An 18,893-nucleotide genomic window follows, 5' to 3' on the forward strand; every position below is an offset into this window, starting at 1 on the left:
TCACTCGCCGGTCGAGGATTGTCCCTCGTCGGCCTGCAACTCCGCGGCGGGCAGGCGATCCTGCCCCCAGGTGCGATGGACCTGGTCCATCACCGCCTGCAGTTCTTCCGGCCGCACATCCGCCAGCGCGCCGTGTTCCAGTGGATCGTAATGGAAGATATAGAGCCGTGACGCGAACTCTCCGAACGGCAGCGACGACTCGCCGTGGCGCTCGTCGTGCCCGGAAGTACTGACCTTGATGCCATCGCCCCAGTCCTGGGCACTGTCGTTGTTGGGGTTGAAGAAGTACACCCGCATGGTCTGCTCGGGGTCGAGCCCCACACGCAGGATGGTGATGGCGTGCCAGCCAATGAACCGAGACGCACTATCGGTAACCGCGATACCCGCCGGCTGGGGATGGATCAGCGGCTGGTTGCCGTTGTAGAAGGGATGGTAGCTGGCGTAGAAATGTCGCAGGAAATTGTCCAGGTCGACCAACCGACCGGTGGCCACGTCCACATTGATGCTGAAACCGCGCCCGCACCACCAACCGTGAAATTCAGGGTTGATCCAACGATGCGGGTCGCCATCGCGATCCGCGCACAGGCGCCCCATTTCCCCGTAGAGGCGGTCGAGGTGCGGCACCAGAATCAGCGACACCGCATCCAAGTCCAGGTGCAGCTCGCGGGCAACGCCACCGGCACTGGCCACCGAGGACACGGGTTTGCCCTCGAAATGCATGATGATCTCGTCGTCGCGGGCGGCCCAGACCAGCAGCTGCAACAGGAAATCCGGGTCCGTGTAGGCCCACATGGAAATAGCCCGCGCCGACTGACAGGTCGGGTTATTACCCTGCCCCACGCCCAGCGGGGCTCCCATCACACAGAGTACGCCTTCCAGCAGCCGCGTACGCGGTGAGGCCGAGTCCCCGAAAACCAGCGCCAGCTGCTCGCGAGTCGGCCGAGACAGAGGCAGGTTGACCTGACGCCAGAGCGCCGGACCCATGGCGGGGTTGTAAAGAATGCCCCGTTCCAGCATCAGCGCCAGTCCGTAGACCGACTGCGGCGTCTCGGGGGTGACTGCCTCCCGGATCAACGCGTGCACCAGGTCGGTGTAACACAGCAGGCAGTCCCGGCCGGTGCTCGACAGCCCCAAAGCCTCCGACAGCAGCTGCTCGCCCTGATCCACGAGAAAACGCAGCAGCTCGGCGTGGTAGGCGGACACCAGCCCGGTATCGTGCATGGCGCGGGCACAGCCCATGGCTTCCGCCTGCAAGCCGCGCTGGTCCATGGCCGCCAGCCGCTCGTGATAGACGTTGAGCCCCGGGTCCTCGCGACTGGCCTCGGTCGGCCCGAACAGACTGCTGATCAACCGATAGGCGCCCTGCCCGCTGGCGCCCAGTTCGATATCGGGGTCGCTGCTGCAGATGGCGATCTGGGTGATCATCTGTTTGACGGGCCCGGTCTGGATGGGGCGTTGATTGAGCAGGCGCCATATCTCGGCGATAAGCTGGTCGATGACATGCTCGTAGCCGATCCGGTCCGCCAGATGCTGGACCAGCGCCCGCGAGACCCCGGCCAGACGCCCTTGGGTTTCACGCTCAGCCTCCCCGGCGCTGCCAAACAGCAACGCCAGGTTGATCGCCAGCACCTGGGCCAGAAAGTGGTGAGCCTGCTCCGAAGAGACATAGGGATGGCAGTAGCGGCCGGTGGCAACCGCCAGCAACCGCAATTCACTGAGCGCTTCGAGCGCGACCGTATCCGCCGACGGGCTACGCAGGGACTGGGAGGTCAGCGTCGGGATCAGGATCTGGGGGTGAGCCCAGTCCGTTCCCTGGAAAACGCCGCTCTCCTCCAGTTCCTGCGCTCGCTCTTCAATCGCCTCACACCCGCCCGTCTGCATCAGGACCCGACGGGCCAGGTCAAAAACGAGATGCGCCTTACCCACCTTGGCAAAGGGTTTGGCCCGGGCCAGTTGGGCAACTGCATCATCCAGTTTGACCAGCAGCCCCTCAAGCTTCCCGGGGGCGGCCTGTTGGGCGTTGGAATAGTCCACGCGACATCCTCATGATCGTGCAATGCCGATAGGCTACACGTAAAAGTCGAGCTCTTCCTGGTGTTTCAGCAAATCGCGCAGCTTGTGGGGATCGTCGCCCTTGAAGTAGAGCAGCCCCCAGTGGGTTCCGAATGCGGTCCGTTTGGTCACGGTATCCTGCATCGGCGGTGCCAGGTCGTTGGACTCGTAATACGGATGGTCCTCGGTTTCTTCCGGGATCTCCAGCCGGCTCACTACGCGCAGGCGCGGATAGACGCCGAAACAGCCCGCATAGCCCGAGGCATCGACCACTTCGCGGGGGAAGAAACGGGTGATTTCCTCTTCCGTGGTCTTGGGGTCGAAGGCCAGGATCATGCCCTGGTAGGCGTTGAAGCCATAGACCCGCTCCAGCAGCTCGAATACCTTGAAGCCCGGCGGGCGATAGGCCACCTCGCCAAAGTACATTTCGCTGTCGTTGGTGACGAAATACTCCGGGTGGAGAAAGCCGAACTCGATATCGAAGGCTTTGATCAGCTTCTCGATCTGCTCCCGGATCTGGGGCCGGTATTTTTCCAGCTCCGGCGAAGCCGGAACGAACACCGAATAGCCCAGGGTCACGTACTCGGAAATATTCAGAAAGCGGATCTTGCCGTTGTGAATCCAGGCTTCCACCGCAAATTCCCAGCCATCCAGGTGGGATTCCATCAGGACCGGGAATTCCTCTTCGGGAATGGTATCCACTTCGTCCGGCGTGCGGATCACCCGGTGCCCCAGGCAGCCGGCCTTGTCGAAGGCTTTGAGGTGGATCGGGTCGTTGGGGTCGCCGTCGAGCTTGAGTAGCGTCTGGTTTACGCGCTTCAGGAAGCGGATGACGTCGTCCCGGTCGTGGGCTTCCTCGAAGATACCCACGCGAATCCCGCCCAGCTGGGCGCGACGCTTCATCAGGGCCTTGTCCCGCAGGAGCATGGCCTGACCGAACAGTTTCGGTTTGTCCAACAGGACGGCGTTGATGGCCCCGGCCCACTCCACGGTTTCCTCGAACAGCGGAATGGCCACATTCACTCCCATGTCCTTGAGGGTCTGGGCGATTTCCATGGAGCGATCGTTCAGGCGCTCAAAATTCCAGGGCACATAGGGAATGTTGTGCTCCTGGCAATAACTCTCCGCCCATTCCGGCGCCACCACGACATAGCGCCGGTCAAACTGATCCGCAGCCTCGACCGCATTCAGACTCCAACCGAGCAAGGCGACATAGCCCTTGTCCGGATCATAGGAAGTATTCGCATCAGCTGACATACCTCGTCCTCCTTTTCGGATCGTCGTCCTATAACCCTAGACCATGAGCGAGAGGATAAAAATCGACCAGCGGTTAAACATGCGAGAAAGGGAAAGCCGGACCGAAGAGCGCCTGCGGGCCTTCGGTCCGGAAAAGGCGGGGCTCAGACGTCGATGCGGGTCTCCTCGCCGGCCTCGAAATAGATGGCCCGGCTCAGGTCCACCATCAGTTCCGCGGGCTCGCCCGTTTCGATGGTGTGATCCGGGTCCAGCCGGCAGTGCACCTCGGTGTCGTTCATGCGGATCAACGCCATCACATCGGGCCCGGTCGGCTCGGTAACCTCGATCCGGAAACGGCCGGAGGTGGTCGCCGCCTGGTCCGCCTTGTGCGCCAGCGGCTGGGTGATGTGCTCCGGGCGAATCCCCAGATGGATCTCACGACCGGTGTACTCAGCCAGCTTCTCGGGCAGTGGCACCCGGGTTTCATCGCCGTCGACACTGCGCAGGCTGGCCACCGGACGGCCGTTTTCGGTCTCTACCAGCAACGGGATGAAGCTCATCGCCGGAGAGCCGATGAAGCTCGCCACGTAGCGGCAGGAGGGCTGCTCGTAGATTTCCTTGGGCGTGCCCAGCTGCAGCAGTTCGCCGTCCTTGATCACCGCGATGCGGTCGGCCAGGGTCATGGCCTCGATCTGGTCGTGGGTCACGTAGACGATGGTGGTGCCCAGACGCTGGTGCAGTCGCTTGATTTCGGTGCGCATTTCCACCCGCAGCTTGGCATCCAGGTTCGACAGGGGTTCGTCGAACAGATAGATCTTGGGCCGACGCGCCAGAGCCCGCCCCATCGCGACCCGCTGCTGCTGGCCGCCGGACAGTTGCGACGGTTTGCGATCCAGCAGGTTCTCGATCTGCAACAGCGTAGCGACCCGCTGGACTTCCGCGTCGATCTCGTCCTTGGGCATGCGACGGATTTTCAGACCGAAAGCAATGTTCTCACGCACCGACATGGTGGGATACAGCGCGTAGGACTGGAACACCATGGCGATGTCCCGGTCCTTGGGCTCGGCGTGGGTGACGTCCTTGCCATCGATCATGATGTGGCCCTGGGTGACGGTTTCCAGACCGGCAATGCTGTTCATCAGCGTGGACTTACCGCAGCCGGACGGCCCCACCAGGATCAGGAATTCACCGGAATCGATGTCGATATCAATACCTTTCAGGGTTTCCTGGGCGGCGTTGCCGTAGGTCTTGCGGATACCCTTGAGTTGTAATTGTGCCATTGTGGACCTCTAACCTTTTACAGCGCCGGACGTCAGTCCGCGAATGAAATACTTGCCGGCCAGCACGTAGACGACGAGCGTGGGCAGCGCGGCGATCATGGCGGCGGCCATGTCCACGTTGTACTCCTTCACGCCAGTGCTGGTGTTGACCAGATTGTTCAGGCCGACCGTAATCGGCTGGCTGTCACCGCTGGCGAACACCACGCCGAACAGGAAGTCGTTCCAGATCTGGGTGAACTGCCAGATGAAACACACCATGAACGTCGGTACGGACATGGGCAGCAGGATCTTGACGAAAATGGTCACGAATCCGGCGCCATCCAGTCGCGCGGCTTTGATCAGAGCGTCCGGGACGGCCACATAGAAATTGCGGAAGAACAGTGTGGTAAAGGCAATGCCGTAGACCACATGGACCAGCACCAGCCCCGGGGTGGTGTTGGCCAGTCCCAGTTTGCCCAGAACGCCGGCCATCGGCAGCAGGATCACCTGGAACGGCAGAAAGCAGCCGAAAAGCAGCAAGCTGAAGAAGATGTCGGAGCCCCGAAAACGCCACTTGGAAAACACATAGCCGTTGATCGCCCCCAGGAAGGTGGAGATCATCACGGCCGGAACGGCCATCTTCAGGGAGTTCCAGAAGAAACCGTGGACGCCGTTACACTCGACGCCGGTACAGGCACTGGACCAGGCCTTGGCCCAGGCATCCAGCGTCCAGGTTTCCGGCAGGCTCATCAGATTGCCGGTGCGGATGTCGCCGGTGGTCTTGAAACTGGTCACCAGCATGATGAAAACCGGGATCAGGTAGGCGATACAGGCCAGCAACAGCGTACCGTAAACCAACAGACGCCCGGTGCTCAGGGAATTGCGTACTGAATTAGCCATTGCGCTGCCCCCTCAGTTCCGAATACAGGTACGGCACCAGGATGGCGAGCAGCATAGCCAGCATCATCATCGCACTGGCCGCACCCAGGCCCATCTGACCGCGGGTGAAAGTGAAGGCATACATGAACAGGGCCGGCAGGTCGGACGAATAGCCCGGGCCGCCTGCGGTCATGGCCGTAACCAGGTCGAAGCTCTTGATGGCGATGTGCGCCAGCACCATCACCGAGCTGAAGAAAACCGGGCGCATGGCCGGCAGCACGATGCGCAGATAAATGCGCGGCAGGCTCGCGCCGTCCACCCGGGCGGCGTTGATGATGGAGCCGTCGATGCCCCGCAGTCCCGCCAGGAACAGCGCCATCACGAAGCCGGAGGCCTGCCACACGGCGGCAATCACGATGGTGTAGATCACCATGTCGGGATCGGTCAGCCAATCGAACTTGAAGCTGGTCCAGCCCCAGTCGTGCATCAGTTTTTCCAGCCCCAGGCTAGGGTTGAGAATCCACTGCCAGACCGCACCGGTGACGATCATCGACAGGGCCATGGGATAGAGATAGATCGTGCGGATCACGCCTTCGTTGCGGATACGCTGGTCCAGCAGGATCGCCAGGAAGCAGCCAATCGCCAGGCAGGACACGATGAACAGCACACCAAAAATGACCAGGTTGGTGCAGGCTGTCACCCAGCGATCGTTGGCGAACAGTTTGGCGTACTGTTCAAAGCCCACGAACTCGTAGCTGGGCAGAAAGGTGGACCCGGTCAGCGACAGCACGCCGGTCCAGATCATGAATCCGTAGATACCCACCAGCGCCATCACGGCCGTCGGCGCAAGCGCCAGTTTGGGAAGCCAGTGTTGCAAATGCTGGGTCAGACGGACACGGGGACGCTGTGGCGTCGCCTCGGACGCCGCACCGATGTGAGCCATCTTGAGAACTCCTAAACCGTTATCGGTTGGCGGGCGGGGCCAGGCCCCACCCGCTCAGACATGAAGTGACAGGATCAAAGAGCGGACTGGACCGCGGATGCCAGACGCTCGGCCGTTTCTTCCGGGTCCGCATCGGCGCGATTGAAGAAGTTGGTGACGACGTCGAAGATCTGGCCCTGTACGGCACTGGTGGTGGACATGCCATGCGCCATGCTGGGCACCAGACCACCGGTGTCGGAAGTCTTCTTGAACGCATCCATGGAGGCCTGCGCGCAGTCGTCGAAGCCGGACATGTCGATGTCGGTACGGACGGGGATGGAACCCTTGGCCTTGTTGAAGACGGTCTGGAACTCAGGCTCCAGAATGGTCCGGGCCAGGTCTTTCTGGGCCTTCTCGTTGTCCGCGTCACTCAGCTTGAACATCGCCAGGGAGTCGATATTGAAGGTGAAGGAGCCCTGGGTACCGGGTGCCGGAACGCACAGGTAGTCCTCGCCGGCCACCTTGTCGGCGGCGGTGAACTCGCCTTTGGCCCAGTCGCCCATGATCTGCATGGCGGCGTCGCCGTTGATGACCATCTGGGTAGCGACGTTCCAGTCACGACCAACCGCGTTCGGGTCGATGTAATCGCGAATCTTGTGGAACTTGGTCAGGGCTTCGACCATTTTGGGGCCGGACAGAACGTCCATATCGTGATTCACGAAAGCGGCCCGGTAGTCCTCGGGACCCAGCTCGGCCAGGGCGATGGCCTCGAACACGGTGGCGTCCTGCCAGGCCTGACCACCATGAGCCAGCGGGATCACACCGGCGGCCTTGAGCTTGTCGGCCACGGCGAAGAACTCATCCAGCGTGGTGGGCACCTCCACGCCGACCTTCTCGAACACGTCCGGATTGACCCAAAGCCAGTTGACGCGATGCACGTTGACCGGCACCGCCACATAGTCGCCCTCGTATTTCATCGTATCGGAGACCACCGGCGGCAGAACCTGGCCCCAGTTCGCTTTCTCTGCCACGTCGTCCAGGCTGGTCAGAAAACCAAGCTTGGCCCACTCCTGGATGTCCAGCCCCTTGATCTGGGCGGCTGCGGGTGGGTTGCCGGATACAGCGCGGGTCTTGAGGACCGTCATGGCCGCCTCGCCACCGCCGCCAGCCACAGCGAAATCTTTCCAGGTATGCCCCTGGTCTTCCATCATTTCCTTGAGGACACCCATGGCCTTGGCTTCGCCGCCGGAGGTCCACCAGTGCAAGACTTCGACCTCGCCGGCGTGGGCCGGGGTCAGTGCAACACTCAGGCCGAGAGCGGCCAGAAAATGCCTGATCGGTTTCATAGGTTGGCACCTTGTTGTTTTTGTGAGTGATTATCCATGTCATTTTTTTATGACATCACTGGAGTCTATGGCACTGTCGCAATCCTTGACGTATCAAAGTGCAAGGCCAATGTAACAGGATGGATACATTGGATGACGCCGGCGTCACTCGGGATTGCGGGGCAGGAACAGGCTCAGTCGCAGACCGCGCCGCTCACGGTTGGACGCCTCGACGTCGCCGCCGTGGGCGTGGGCGATGGCCCGGGCGATCCCCAGGCCCAGACCTTCCCCCGGGGCGCAGGGCGTGGCCCGGTAGTACGGCTCGAAGATCTTGTTGAGCAGCTCGGGGTCCAGGCCCGGCCCCTCGTCCTCGAAATGCAGGATCAGCTCCGACGGGGAGTCCTCGATACGGATGGTCACCCGCTCGCCGTACTTCAGGGCATTATCGAAAAGATTGCCAATGCAGCGGCGCAGAGCCAGCGGTTTGCAGCGATATCGGCGCAGCGGGCAGCCGTTGATGGTGACTTTACCCGGCGTACCGGCGGCGGGCTCCGTGACCTGATCGATCAGCGCCATGACGTCGACCGATTCCATATTCTCGTAAATGTCGTTGTCCTTGACCGACTGCAACGCGCTTTTTACCAGCAGGTCGAGCTCCTGCAGGTCCTTCTCGAACTTGGCCTGCAACGTCTCGTCTTCGAGCAGTTCGGCGCGCAGGCGCAGGCGGGTAATCGGCGTTTTCAGGTCGTGTGAGACAGAGGTGAACAGCTGCTCGCGGTCTTTCAGGTAGCGCCGGATCCGGTCGCGGAACGTGTTGAAGGCGCGGGTCACATCCACCACCTCGCTGCTGCCCCACTCCGGCACCGGCGGCCGGTCGTCGTCGAATGGCATCTCCCGCGCGGCCCGCGCCAGACGTCGCAGCGGGCGGGTCTGCCAGCGCACCATCAGGGCGATGAAGCTGAGCAGGAAAATGGTCAGCAGGACGATGAAGAACAGTTGCTGGCGCGGCAGTGCCGTGTCCTCCAGGGAGACGTAGGGGGCCGGCAGCGGCGACGCCAGGTAAAGCCATTCCTGCGGTGCGATCTCGATCTGGGTCACCAGCACCGGCGGGTTGATCGGGTCCAGGTTGAGCGCGTAGTTGGCCCAGGACGGCGGCAGGTCGGTGATCTTCATCTGGCTGTTGAGGATGCGCAGATCCTGCTGGGCCACGAACTCCACCCGGATCGGCAGGTTCTGGCCCAGCCGCTCGTGCAGCACGTCGCTGACAGCTTGGACCACCCGGGTCTTGCGATCGGTTTCCGGCAGCGCCTTGAGGGGGATTTCCATCTCGTTGAGGGACACGAAGAAGCGGGTCCCCCCCATGTTACGCAGCTGGTCCAGTACGATGTGCCGGTATTCCAGTGGCAGGGACTTGAAGAAGCGCACGGTCGCAGCCGCCGAGTACGCCAGGTTACGGCTGCTGTTCACCAGCCCCTGGTTCTCCTGGGCACGGAACGTGGTGTACCAGAAGGTCGTCGAGATGCCCTGCGCCAAAAGCACCGCCAGCAGCGTCAGCAGCAGCATTCGCGTGAGCAGCGAGCGTGGGCGGTACCGGTCCAGCCAGGCGAGCGCTTTACTCGTTTTCATAACTGATGGTTGCGGTGAGCATGTACCCGGCCCCGCGCACGGTCCGGATCAGCTTGGGATCGCGCCCCTTGTCCCCCAGGCGATGACGCAGGCGGCTGACCGCCACATCCACCACACGGTCCAACGGATCCGCCTCCCGCCCACGGGTTACGCCGGCAATGGTGTCCCGGTCAAGGATGCTGTTGGCGTGATCCACGAACAGCTTGAGCAGCGCGAAATCGGCCCCTGACAAGGCAATCCGCTCGCCGTGCTGGTCGTTGAGCTCGTGGGTCTGGCAATCCAGCCGCCACTGGCCAAAACGCACGTAACGCCGGAAGCCCTGCTGGCTGAGCTGGGAGCGCCGCAACAGGGCCTTGATCCGCGCCTGCAGTTCGCGCGCGCTGAAGGGTTTGGCGATGTAGTCGTCGGCGCCCAGCTCCAGGCCGATCACCTTGTCCGCCTCATCGGAGCTGGCGGTGAGCATGATGATGGGCAGCGCGAAGTGATCGCGCACCCAGCGGCACAGCGTGAACCCGTCGTCGCCGGGCAGCATGATGTCGAGGATCAACACATCCGGCAGGCACTCATCCATCGCCGCGCGCATGGCATCGCCGTCGGCGGCCATACGCACGTGATAGCCCGCCTTGCCAAGAAAGGTCTGCAGGAGTTCGCAGATGTCTTCGTCGTCGTCGACGACCAGAACCGAGTGGGTGACTGCTGTCATCGGGAAAAGCCAATCGTGTCGTTTCTTTTTGTGGTGAGCACGGATCGCGGTAAGCGGGTCCGAACGCAGTCCAACACTATGTCCGTTCAGGTTCGACCTGTCCAGACAGCAGACTGACTTGAAAAACGGGAGGGCTGAAGTGAGGGCCGCAGAAACAACAAAGCCCGGACCTTTCGGCTCCGGGCTCTGTTGTTGAATGATTTGGTCGGGACGGCAGGATTTGAACCTGCGACCACCTGCACCCCATACAGGTGCGCTACCAGGCTGCGCTACGCCCCGACACAGCAAGCTTTTGAACTGTGAGTTCAATGGCTTAGCGGGAGCGAATTCTACACAAGCTCCCGGGAAAAATAAACACAAAATTCGGGAAATTTCAGGGCCCGTTAAAGGACCCCAAATATTAAGCGGTTGGGCTGTTGAGGACGTCGAGGACTTCCTCGAGTTCCGCGATCATCTGGCGGATGAGCTGCTTGTACTGGGACGTGTCGTCCTTGATTTCGTGACTGCTGAGCTTCTGCTTGGCGCCACCGATGGTGTAGCCCTGATCGTACAGCAGACTGCGAATCTGGCGGATGGTCAACACGTCAGCCCGCTGGTAGTAGCGCCGATTGCCGCGTCGTTTGACAGGCGACAGTTGCGGGAACTCCTGCTCCCAGTAGCGCAGCACATGGGCCTTGACGCTACAGAGATCGGCCACTTCACCAATCGTGAAGTAGCGCTTGCCAGGAATCGGCGGCAGCTCGTTGTTATGACTGGGTTCCAGCATAGGCCTCTACTTTCTGTTTTAGTTTTTGTCCTGGCCGGAAAGTAACTACCCGCCGCGCGCTGATCGGAATTTCTTCTCCGGTCTTCGGGTTGCGCCCGGGACGTTCTTTCTTGTCCCGCAGGTCGAAGTTACCGAATCCCGACAACTTCACCTGCTCATTGTGACTGAGTGCGTCTCTGATCTCGCCGAAAAAGGCTTCCACCATTTCCTTGGCTTCGCGTTTGTTGAGCCCGAGCTCTTCGTAAAGACGCTCTGCCATCTCCGCTTTCGTCAAAGCCGACATCCGTTAACTCCTCAGTGTTGCTCCCAGCTCAGTCTTGAGGGATTCAATCACCGCGTTGAACCAGCCCTGGATTTCCTCTTCGTTCAGCGTCCGTTCCGGATGCTGCCAGAACAGGCTCAGAGCCAGACTCTTCTGCCCACGACCGATCGACTCGCCCTCAAACACATCGAACACGCGAACCCCGGTCAGGTGCTCCCCGGCCTGGTCACGGGCGATGCGCTGAACCTCAGCGTAAGTCAATTCGTTCCTGATAATGATAGCCAAATCCCGGCGAACTTCCGGGAATTTTGAAAATTCTTTGAAATTAGGCACATAACCGGAAACGATCGAATTCAAGAATAGCTCAAACACGAAAGTCGTGCCATCCAGGTCGAGTTTTTTCTGAACCTGTGGGTGCAACGCTCCCAGCCAGCCGACGAACTCGCCGTCCCGACGCAGCTCTGCGGTCTGTCCCGGGTGCAGCGCGGGATGCTCGCCGGCGACGAATTCGACCTCGATGCCCAGCAGTTCAAAAAGCGCTTCCAGATCGCCTTTGACGTCGTAGAAATCCACCTTGCGACGGCCATTCACCCAGCTTTCCGGGTCCTGAGGACCGTTCACCACGCCCGCCAGCATGGGAACCTGTTCAATGGACTGATCGCTCCGGCGCACGAAGCGCAGGCCGGTTTCGAACAGCCGAATGCGCGACTGCTGACGGTTCTGGTTGTAGTCGACAGTCTGCAGCAGGCCCGGCCACAGGGATGTGCGCATCACCGCCATATCGCTGGAAATCGGATTCGCCAGGGCGATGCCTTCGTGTCCGGGATCGATCAGCTTCTGCACTTTTTCGTCAACGAAGCTGTAGGTCACCGCCTCCTGGTAGCCGCGATCGACCAGCAGCGACTGGATGCTGGACAGCGGACGCACCGCCTCGGCTTCCTCGCGCAGGGCCAGGCTACCTACCGGCTCAGTCACCGGCAGGTTGTTGTAGCCGTAGATGCGGCCGACTTCCTCGATCAGGTCTTCTTCAATGGCAATGTCCGGGCGGTAGCTGGGCACGCCGATCATCCACCCATCGCGGGTCAGCTTGTCGACATGCAGCCCCAGACGGGTCAGGATTTCCTCGATCTCGGTGCGATCGATGGCCAGACCCAGTACGTCGTCGACGCGCTGTTGGCGCAACTCGATCACCGGGGCTTTCGGCAGATGGGTTTCGCTGTGAACCTCGACAATCTCACCCGCTTCCCCACCGACGATCTCCAGCAGCAGGGCTGTCGCACGCTCCATGGCATCGCGGGTCAGTTGCGGGTCGACACCGCGCTCGAAGCGATGGGACGCATCAGTGTGCAGGCCGAACTGACGGGCCTTGCCGGCAATGGAGATCGAATCAAAATAGGCGGCTTCCAGAACGATGTCCCGGGTGCTTTCGGCAACGCCGGAGTGTTCGCCGCCCATCACGCCGGCGATGGCCACAGGCTTCTCGTGATCGGCGATCACCAGTGTCTGCGGCGTCAACTCGACTTCCTGGCCATCCAGCAGGACCAGCTTCTCGCCCTGCTCCGCCCAGCGCACCACGATACCGCCCTTGAGATCCTCGCGATCGAAGGCGTGCAGCGGCTGGCCCAGCTCCAGCATCACGTAGTTGGTGACGTCCACCGCCGCGTCGATGCTGCGGATGCCGGAACGGCGCAGGCGTTCGCGCATCCACAGCGGCGTCTCGACGCTAAGGTCGACGTTGCGGATGATCCGGCCCAGGTAACGCGGACAGCCGTCGGGCGCCTCGACGCGGATGTCCATGACATCGGAGTGCACCGGCTCGACCGGGTCGATGGCCGGGCCTTCAACAAGCTGGCGATTGAGCACGCCCACTTCCCGGGCCAGGCCCCGAATCGACAGACAATCGCTGCGGTTCGGGGTCAGATCGACGTCGATCATGGCATCGTCGAGCCCCAGGTAGGCGCGAATATCCTCACCCACGGTGGCGGATTCGGGCAGCTCCATCAGGCCTTCGTGGCTGTCGGACAATTGCAGTTCGGACTCGGAACACAGCATGCCGTTGGACGGCTGGCCACGCAGCTTGGCCTTCTTGATCTTGAAGTTGCCCGGCAGCACCGCACCCACGGTGGCGAACGGCACTTTCAGCCCCGGACGCACGTTGGGCGCGCCACACACCACCTGGACGGTTTCCTCGCCACCGGCGACCTGACACACGCGTAGCTTGTCCGCATCCGGGTGCGGCTCAACCGATTCCACGAGGCCCACGATCACACCGCTGAATTCTCCGGCCACCGGTTCAAATTCGTCGACTTCCAGCCCCGCCATGGTGATCTGATCCACCAGAGCCTGGGTGTCGATTTCCGGGTTGACCCACTCACGCAGCCACTGTTCGCTAAATTTCATGCTCTTCGCCTTGTCCTGATGCCGTTAATCCTGAAACCCAATTGACCTGCCGATCAGCGGAACTGACGCAGGAAGCGCAGATCGTTCTCGAAGAACATGCGCAGGTCGTTCACGCCGTAGCGCAGCATGGCCAGCCGCTCGACGCCCATGCCGAAGGCAAACCCCCGGTAGGTTTCCGGATCGATATCGCAATACTCAAAGACTTTCGGGTGCACCATGCCGCAGCCCATCACTTCCAGCCACTTGATGGAGCCATCCGGATTGCGGCCCCACTCGATGTCCACTTCGGCGGACGGCTCGGTGAACGGGAAATAGGACGGACGGAAGCGCACCGCCAGATCCTTTTCGAAGAACACCCGCAGGAACTCCTCCACCGTGCTCTTCAGGTCCGCAAAGCTGACGTTGGTGTCAACCAGCAGCCCTTCGATCTGGTGAAACATGGGCGTGTGGGTCATGTCCGAGTCACAGCGATAGACCCGCCCCGGACAGATCATGCGGAACGGCGGCTTGTCGTTCTCCATGGTACGGATCTGCACCGGCGAGGTGTGGGTCCGCAGGAGGGTGCCCGGATTGAAGTAGAAGGTGTCGTGCATCGCCCGCGCCGGGTGGTGGCCCGGAATGTTGAGCGCCTCGAAGTTGTGGTAGTCGTCCTCGATCTCCGGCCCCTGCTCGACGCTGTAGCCAGCCTGGGCGAAAAACTGCTCGATGCGCTGCATGGTGCGGGTCACCGGATGCAGACCGCCCCGGGACTGGCCCCGGCCAGGCAGGGTCACGTCAATGGACTCTTCCGACAGACGCGCGTCCATGGCGGCGGTTTCCAGGGATTCGCGACGGGCGTTGATGGCATCCTGAACCTGGACCTTGGCCTGGTTGATCTTCTGGCCCGCCGCCGGACGCTCTTCCGCCGACAGCTGACCGAGGGATTTGAGCTGCTGCGTCAAGACGCCTTTCTTGCCCAGATAATCAACACGCACCTGATCCAGCGCCTGCAGGTCCTGCGCCTGCTCGACCGCCTTCAGGCCGTCCTGTACGAGTTGCTCCAGGTTTTCCATTGACCCTGCTCCAAATGTGACTGCTTTCTTTGCCTGGGATGAGACACCCCTGAAAAATGACCGGGTCCGATGACCGGGCCCTTTTTCAGGCGCTCTCGTGAATACGCTGCCGCAAGCCGGGTGACAAACAGGCGGCGCCTTGGCAGCGGGGGCCTATTCTACAGGCCCTGAAATAAAAAAGGGGGAAGAGCATGCTCTTCCCCCTTTCGGAATACCTTTCGGCATCCCAACCGATATGCAATCGATGAAAGAGCTTACGCGAGCGCAGCCTTGGCTTTTTCAACGACGGCACTGAACGCTTGTTGCTCGTTCATCGCCAGGTCCGCCAGGACCTTACGATCGATCTCAACGTTGGCCTTCTTCAGGCCAGCGATCAGACGGCTGTAGGACAGGCCGTTGGCGCGGGCACCGGCGTTGATACGCGCGATCCACAGCGCACGGAACTGGCGCTTACGGTTACGACGGTCACGGTAGGCGTACTGACCCGCCTTGATGACCGCCTGTTTGGCAACACGATAGACGCGGCTACGGGCACCGTAGTAACCCTTGGCCTGCTTCATGATCTTCTTGTGACGACGACGAGCGACGACACCACGCTTTACACGAGCCATTCTCTAATCCTTCCTTCTGAACCTGAATTAAAGCGCGATCATACGCTTGATGGATGCAACGTCAGCCTTGGCTACCTGCTTGGTAGCGCGCAGTTGACGCTTACGCTTCGGGCTCTTCTTGGTCAGGATGTGACTCGTGAAGGACTGCTTGTGCTTGAAGCCGTTGGCGGTACGCTTGAACCGCTTGGTGGCCCCGCTCTTGGTTTTCATCTTGGGCATTTTCTAAAACTCCGCATTTTATGATTGCAATAAACAGTGTGCCCTGAACGACAAATCCCCCGCACTGTGACGGGGGACAGGCGACTCAATGGAGCATCACTTTTTCTTTCGGGGCGCAACGACCATCGTCATTTGCCGGCCTTCCATTTTCGGCCGTTGCTCAACCTGGGCAAGTTCCTCGATATCCGCTTCCACACGATTCATGAGCTTCATACCAATTTCCTGGTGTGCCATCTCACGACCGCGGAAGCGGATGGTGATCTTGCCCCGGTCCCCGTTCTCAAGGAAACGTATCAGGTTGCGTAGCTTGACCTGATAATCCCCTTCTTCCGTGCCGGGTCGGAATTTCACTTCTTTCACCTGGACCTGTTTCTGCTTTTTCTTCGCAGCGGCCTTGGCCTTCTTCTCTTCGAAGACCTTCTTGCCGTAGTCCATAATCTTACAGACGACCGGATCGGAATTCGTAACCTGAACCAGATCCAGAGAAGCTTCTTCTGCCGCTTTCAGGGCGTCTTCGATGGACACGATGCCCACCTGTTCACCGTCCGCAGCAATCAGACGTACTTCTGTGGCTTCTATATTCCCGTTGATGGGCGCCTTGGGAGCCCGTCCCCGATTCGTTCGCTGTTTAATAATCAGTTCTCCGTTTGATTTCTGCCTTTGCGGGACACGTCCTCGGCCAGCAGGGCCCGGAACTCGTCCAGCGACATCGTACCCAGGTCGTCGCCCTTGCGATTACGCACGGCAACGGCCCCGGCTTCAACCTCTTTATCACCGATAACCGCGAGGTAGGGTACTTTATTGAGAGTGTGCTCGCGAATTTTAAAGCCGATTTTTTCGTTTCTCAAGTCGGCATGCGCCCGATACCCGGAATTTTCAAGGGTTTTTGCGACTTCCTCGCAATAATCCCGCTGATTGTCCGTGATATTCATGATCGCCACCTGGGTCGGTGCCAGCCAGGTGGGGAAGGAACCTTCGTATTCCTCGATCAGGATGCCGATGAAACGCTCGAAGGAACCCAATACCGCCCGGTGCAGCATCACCGGCGTACGGCGCTCGGAATTGTCCGCGACATACTGTGCGCCCAGACGACCCGGCATGGAGAAATCCACCTGCACGGTGCCGCACTGCCAGACCCGGCCGATACAGTCCTTCAGGGAGAACTCGATCTTCGGCCCGTAGAAGGCGCCCTCGCCCGGCAACAGTTCCCAGTCCACGCCTTCGCGGTTGAGCGCTTCTTCCAGGGCGGCCTCGGCCTTGTCCCAGATTTCGTCGGAACCGACGCGTTTCTCCGGACGGGTGGACAGTTTATACAGAATCTCGGTGAAGCCGAAATCGGTATAAACCTCATGCAGCAGATCCATGAACTTGGAGACTTCCTCCTGGATCGCCTCTTCCTCGCAGAAGATGTGGGCGTCGTCCTGGGTGAAGCCGCGCACCCGCATCAGCCCGTGCAGCGCGCCGGAAGCCTCGTTGCGGTGGCAGGAGCCGAACTCGGCCAGCCGCAGCGGCAGGTCCTTGTAGCTCTTCAGCCCCTGGTTAAAGACCTGGATGTGGCACGGGCAGTTCATCGGCTTGATGGCAAAATCGTGCTTCTCGGACTCGGTGGTGAACATGTCATCGCCAAACTTGTCCCAGTGGCCCGACTGCTCCCACAGGGTGCGTGACACCACCTGCGGGGTCTTGATTTCCTGATAGCCGTGGCGACGCAGCTTGTCGCGCATGTACTGCTCGATTTCCTGGTAGATCGACCAGCCGTCGGCGTGCCAGAACACCATGCCCGGCGCTTCTTCCTGCATGTGGAACAGATCCAGCTTCTTGCCGATCTTGCGGTGATCGCGCTTCTCGGCCTCTTCCAGCCGGTGCAGGTACGCCTTGAGGTCCTTCTTGTTGCCCCAGGCGGTGCCATAGATACGCTGCAACTGCTCGTTTCCGGTGTCACCGCGCCAGTAGGCGCCGGCCACCTTGGTCAGTTTGAACGCCTTGAGCTTGCCGGTGTTGGGCACGTGCGGGCCGCGGCACAGGTCGATGAAATCACCCTGCTGATAGAAAGACAGGTCTTCATCACCGGGAATGTCCTCGATGATGCGAACCTTGTACTCCTCACCCATCTCATCGAACAGCTTGACCGCTTCCTCGCGGGACAGAACCGAGCGGGAAACCTTGAAGTCCTGCTTGGACAGCTCTTCCATCCGCTTTTCGATGCGGGCGAGGTCTTCGTTGGTGAACGGGCGGTCGAACTTGAAGTCGTAATAGAAGCCGTTATCGATCACCGGGCCAATCGTCACCTGGGCGGACGGGAACAGGTCCTTGACGGCCATGGCCATCAGGTGCGCCGTGGAGTGGCGGATAATGTCGACGCCCTCTTCGTCGCGGTCGGTCACGATGGCCAGTTCGACGTCCTGGTCGATTTCATAGCTGGTGTCCACGAGCTTGCCATTGACCCGACCGGCAAGCGCGGCCTTGGCCAGGCCCGCACCGATATCGGCGGCGACGTCGTGCACGGAAACGGATTGGGAAAAACTACGGTGACTGCCGTCAGGCAGAGTGATAACAGGCATGGAAAACTCCCATCAGCGGTGATCCTTACGAGAGACCACATGGTTGAATTGAACCGCGTTACGAGTCGCGGTTCGTTATTGCGCCGCATTCTATCAGCCGCTTTTGCAACATGTCATGCAAAACGCGACGTTGCGGTGCACAATGGTGGCCATTTAGCGGATCAATCAACTGGCCACGGAGAGACCCTCTTGCGCATCATCGCCTTTCACAATCTCAAAGGCGGCGTCGGCAAAACCGCAGCTGCGGTCAACATTGCTTATCTGGCCGCCGGGCACGGTATCCCCACCCTGCTCTGGGACCTGGACGCGCAGGGCGCGGCCAGCTGGTATCTGGGCGAAACGCCCGATCTGGTGGGCGAAAAAGCCGCCAAGCTGGTCAAGGGCAAGACGCCGGTGGGCCGGATGATCCGCCCAACCGCCTACGACAAGCTGGACCTGATCCCGGCGCACCCGAGCTTCCGCAACCTGGACCTGCGCCTGGAGAAAGACGGCAACGACCATATGCTCAAGGACTGGCTCAAGCCGCTGTCGGAAGACTATGGCCTGGTGGTCCTCGACTGCCCGCCGTCCCTGTCGAAACTGGCCGAGCAGGTACTGGCGACCGCGGACCAGGTGTTCGTACCGATCATTCCCTCCTGGCTGTCGATGAACAGCTGGGAGCAACTCCTGCACTTCGCCCGGGAAAAGAAGATCAAGACAGCCAAACTGCATCCCTTCCTGTCGCTGGTCGACCGCCGCAAGAAAGTGCACCTGGAGATGCTGAACGCTCCGCCCCAGGCACTCAAGAACCGAATGCGCTCGTTTATACCCTACGCCAGCGACGTCGAGAAGATGGGCGAAAACCGCTGCCCGGTGGCCCGTATTCGCAGTCGCTCACCGGCGGCACTGGCTTACGACATGCTCTGGAAGGAAATTCGCAAGATCAGTCGTCTCTAGTGTCCCGTCTGGTTGATCCGTTAACCAGACCGGACTCGAGCCATCAATAAAAAAGCCCCGCATTCGCGGGGCTTTTCATTGGCC

The 18,893-nt window shown here is 60.7% G+C and carries 17 protein-coding genes and 1 tRNA gene; 1 reads left to right on the top strand and 17 read right to left on the bottom strand.

Annotated elements, in window-relative coordinates; genetic code table 11:
- The 17 genes from DKK67_RS17405 to thrS form a co-directional block, all read right to left on the bottom strand.
- On the bottom strand, positions 1-2,034 hold the full coding sequence (locus DKK67_RS17405; RefSeq protein WP_111497784.1) for a hypothetical protein: 2,034 nt from the start codon (positions 2,032-2,034) through the stop codon (positions 1-3).
- Between the two features lie 33 nt (positions 2,035-2,067).
- The gene (locus DKK67_RS17410; RefSeq protein ID WP_111497785.1) at positions 2,068-3,309 is read right to left on the bottom strand and encodes an ATP-grasp domain-containing protein; all 1,242 of its coding nucleotides are present in this window, start codon (positions 3,307-3,309) and stop codon (positions 2,068-2,070) included.
- 143 nt (positions 3,310-3,452) lie between these two features.
- A complete protein-coding gene (locus tag DKK67_RS17415; protein ID WP_111497786.1) occupies positions 3,453-4,568 on the bottom strand; it encodes an ABC transporter ATP-binding protein in 1,116 nt (371 codons plus the stop codon).
- Positions 4,569-4,577: 9 nt separating this feature from the next.
- Positions 4,578-5,447, bottom strand: a complete 870-nt coding sequence (locus DKK67_RS17420) for a carbohydrate ABC transporter permease (protein WP_111497787.1) — start codon at positions 5,445-5,447, stop codon at positions 4,578-4,580.
- The gene (locus DKK67_RS17425) at positions 5,440-6,369 is read right to left on the bottom strand and encodes a carbohydrate ABC transporter permease (RefSeq protein ID WP_111497788.1); all 930 of its coding nucleotides are present in this window, start codon (positions 6,367-6,369) and stop codon (positions 5,440-5,442) included. Before DKK67_RS17425 ends, DKK67_RS17420 begins: the two co-directional genes overlap by 8 nt.
- A gap of 74 nt (positions 6,370-6,443) precedes the next feature.
- Entirely contained in the window at positions 6,444-7,694 is a 1,251-nt protein-coding gene (locus DKK67_RS17430) for an ABC transporter substrate-binding protein (RefSeq protein WP_111497789.1), read from the bottom strand.
- 144 nt (positions 7,695-7,838) lie between these two features.
- Entirely contained in the window at positions 7,839-9,299 is a 1,461-nt protein-coding gene (locus DKK67_RS17435) for an ATP-binding protein (RefSeq protein WP_111497790.1), read from the bottom strand.
- A complete protein-coding gene (locus tag DKK67_RS17440; RefSeq protein ID WP_111497791.1) occupies positions 9,286-10,002 on the bottom strand; it encodes a response regulator in 717 nt (238 codons plus the stop codon). Before DKK67_RS17440 ends, DKK67_RS17435 begins: the two co-directional genes overlap by 14 nt.
- Before the next feature lie 202 nt (positions 10,003-10,204).
- Positions 10,205-10,281, bottom strand: a tRNA-Pro gene (locus DKK67_RS17445).
- A gap of 121 nt (positions 10,282-10,402) precedes the next feature.
- Positions 10,403-10,768, bottom strand: coding sequence for a MerR family transcriptional regulator (locus DKK67_RS17450; protein ID WP_111497792.1), 366 nt, complete (start codon positions 10,766-10,768; stop codon positions 10,403-10,405).
- Positions 10,749-11,051, bottom strand: coding sequence for an integration host factor subunit alpha (ihfA, locus tag DKK67_RS17455; RefSeq protein WP_111497793.1), 303 nt, complete (start codon positions 11,049-11,051; stop codon positions 10,749-10,751). Before ihfA ends, DKK67_RS17450 begins: the two co-directional genes overlap by 20 nt.
- 3 nt (positions 11,052-11,054) lie before the next feature.
- On the bottom strand, positions 11,055-13,430 hold the full coding sequence (pheT, locus tag DKK67_RS17460) for a phenylalanine--tRNA ligase subunit beta (RefSeq protein ID WP_111497794.1): 2,376 nt from the start codon (positions 13,428-13,430) through the stop codon (positions 11,055-11,057).
- Between the two features lie 53 nt (positions 13,431-13,483).
- Positions 13,484-14,482, bottom strand: coding sequence for a phenylalanine--tRNA ligase subunit alpha (gene pheS, locus DKK67_RS17465; RefSeq protein ID WP_111497795.1), 999 nt, complete (start codon positions 14,480-14,482; stop codon positions 13,484-13,486).
- A gap of 254 nt (positions 14,483-14,736) precedes the next feature.
- A complete protein-coding gene (gene rplT / locus DKK67_RS17470) occupies positions 14,737-15,093 on the bottom strand; it encodes a 50S ribosomal protein L20 (RefSeq protein ID WP_111497796.1) in 357 nt (118 codons plus the stop codon).
- Between the two features lie 27 nt (positions 15,094-15,120).
- Positions 15,121-15,312 carry a 50S ribosomal protein L35 gene (rpmI, locus tag DKK67_RS17475; protein ID WP_111497797.1) on the bottom strand — a complete coding sequence of 64 codons (192 nt, stop codon included), beginning with the start codon at positions 15,310-15,312 and terminating at the stop codon, positions 15,121-15,123.
- Positions 15,313-15,408: 96 nt separating this feature from the next.
- Positions 15,409-15,951 carry a translation initiation factor IF-3 gene (gene infC, locus DKK67_RS17480; RefSeq protein WP_111497798.1) on the bottom strand — a complete coding sequence of 181 codons (543 nt, stop codon included), beginning with the start codon at positions 15,949-15,951 and terminating at the stop codon, positions 15,409-15,411.
- Positions 15,948-17,873: a threonine--tRNA ligase gene (thrS, locus tag DKK67_RS17485; RefSeq protein WP_111497799.1), complete on the bottom strand. Its 1,926-nt coding sequence runs from the start codon at positions 17,871-17,873 to the stop codon at positions 15,948-15,950. The genes infC and thrS overlap by 4 nt, the downstream gene beginning before the upstream one ends.
- A gap of 189 nt (positions 17,874-18,062) precedes the next feature.
- Here thrS and DKK67_RS17490 point away from each other — a divergent pair, with 189 nt between their 5' ends.
- Positions 18,063-18,809 (top strand): ParA family protein, encoded by a 747-nt coding sequence (locus tag DKK67_RS17490; RefSeq protein WP_111497800.1) that lies wholly within the window; start codon positions 18,063-18,065, stop codon positions 18,807-18,809.
- Positions 18,810-18,893: the final 84 nt, after the last annotated feature.

Origin of the sequence: Marinobacter bohaiensis, assembly GCF_003258515.1 — a bacterium.
GTDB lineage: Bacteria > Pseudomonadota > Gammaproteobacteria > Pseudomonadales > Oleiphilaceae > Marinobacter_A > Marinobacter_A bohaiensis.